At 60.7% G+C, this 1,990-nt stretch carries 2 protein-coding genes; one reads left to right on the plus strand and one right to left on the minus strand.

The genetic code is table 11. From position 1 onward, the window contains the following. On the minus strand, window positions 1-842 hold an 842-nt coding region (locus ASF69_RS14810; RefSeq protein WP_062588796.1), incomplete at its 3' end, for an SDR family NAD(P)-dependent oxidoreductase. 91 nt (window positions 843-933) lie between these two features. Here ASF69_RS14810 and ASF69_RS14815 point away from each other — a divergent pair. Continuing rightward, complete coding sequence (locus ASF69_RS14815; protein WP_062588795.1) at window positions 934-1,875, plus strand: AraC family transcriptional regulator; 942 nt, start codon at window positions 934-936, stop codon at window positions 1,873-1,875. Window positions 1,876-1,990 lie beyond the last annotated feature (115 nt).

Raw genomic sequence — 1,990 nt, forward strand, 5'->3', positions numbered from 1 at the left:
TCGCAATCTTCGCAGTAGACACCGCCGATACCGTCGAGTTCGGGCCGCGTTGCTGCCCAGACGCTCGTTGCTGCCCCTTGTTCCGGCGTCTTGAGGTCGCGCGAGGGATCGACCCGGCGATTGCCATTCTCGTCATAGACATCGAAAGAATTGATCTCGTCTTCGCTGAGATGGCGGGCGAGATCGGTCAGGATGACGCCGGGGTGCAACGAAAATGCCCGCACGCCAAGCGCAGCTCCGCGGCGATCAAGTCCCAGCGCGAACAGAGCATTTGCCGTCTTCGCCTGGCCATAGGCCTGCCACTTGTCATAGGGGCGCGTCTTGAAATCGGTATCGTCGAAATCGACCGGGCCGATTTGATGCCCGCGCGACGACACCGAAATCACCCGCGCGTTGCCCGCTTTAACCAATGCCGGCCAAAGACCTGCAACAAGCCGAAAATGGCCGAGATGATTGGTCGCAAACTGGCTCTCGTGGCCAGCCTGATTCCGGCCAAGCGGCGTTGCCATGATGCCAGCGCTGTTGACCAGGATTGAGATCGGCTTACCCGCCACAACGATCCTGCCAGCAAAGGCGGCAACCGATGTGGGATCCGCAAGATCCATCGCTTCGATAACAACATTGTCGATACCGGCAAGTGTGCGTTCGGCCTTTTCGCGATTGCGGGCCGGTACGATGACACGAGCGCCGGCACCTGCGAGCGCCCGCGTCGTCTCTACGCCGAGACCGGAATAGCCGCCGGTGACAATCGCCGTCTTGCCGGAAAGATCGATGCCCTCGGTGACCTCGCGCGCCGTGCTGGCCGCACTGAATTGAGATCCAATAGGTTTCTGGTCGGACATGTCGTTACTCCTTGATTTATGGCTCTGGTGTCCGCTCCCTATATCGGATAGGCTCGCGGAGCCCCCAGCCTGCAGGATCCGGATTTCTGTCGTGATCGTCCAAAACATCCAAGATCCTCTATCTGACGTGTTGAATGCCATAGACGCGCGGGCGCTGTTCTCTGTGCGATTTGCCGCCGGAGGCTCGTGGTCTGTTGCTTTTCCACCACCGGGCTACCTCAAATTCAATGCGATCCGCGAAGGCGGTGCCTGGCTGGTCTCAGAGGGAGAGGCGCCGTTGCGCATTGAAGCGGGCGATTGTCTTGTGGTCAGCGGCAAGGCGTTTACGCTTTGCAGCGATCCCAACGTGAAGCCGATAGCGGCGGCAGAGGTATTCGCCGGGGGCAGTCTAGATGTCTCAGTGGGCGATGGTCGGGATTTTGTGCTCCTCGGCGGCAGCGTCAACCTCGACACAGTCGACGGATCTCTCCTCACCGACGCCCTGCCGCATGTGGTCGTGATCGACCGAGAAGAGGCCGGACCGATTGGCTGGCTGCTCGAACAGTTGGACCTGGAGTGGAACAGCACCGCGCCAGGTGCTCGGATCGCATGCAACGACCTGCTGCGGCTGGTGTTTATCCATGTTCTGCGTGCCTATATGGCACGTCAGACATCACAGCATCCCGGCTGGCTCGCCGGACTTGCCGATGTACGCCTGGCGCCTGCAATGCGGGCAATCCACGCTGATCCTTCGCACCGCTGGACGGTCGACGCACTGGCTTATCTCGCCGGCCAGTCCCGCTCCGGATTCGCCGAAAGATTTCGAGCCACCGTCGGAGCATCCCCGATAGACTATCTCGTGGGCTGGCGGATGCGGCTGGCCGCCGCTCGCCTACGGCGTGGCAACGAGCCACTGCCACGGATTGCTCAGTCGCTCGGCTATGCGTCTGATAGCGCGTTTGCCGCCAGCTTCCGCCGCGTCCTTGGCCAATCGCCCGCACGTTACCGTGCCCTGTATCGCGACGCAATCCACAGTGGGACGGTCAACTCTTGACTGCCGCCTTGCCACCTGGCTGAACGACTGCGCCGGGAGATGCAGAATTTCAGCAAGTCATCATTGTTTACGACCGCTTTCAATTTGAACCCACTCCGCATCGTAACGCCTTGAA

Origin of the sequence: Rhizobium sp. Leaf311 (assembly GCF_001423445.1) — a bacterium.
Lineage (GTDB): Bacteria > Pseudomonadota > Alphaproteobacteria > Rhizobiales > Rhizobiaceae > Agrobacterium.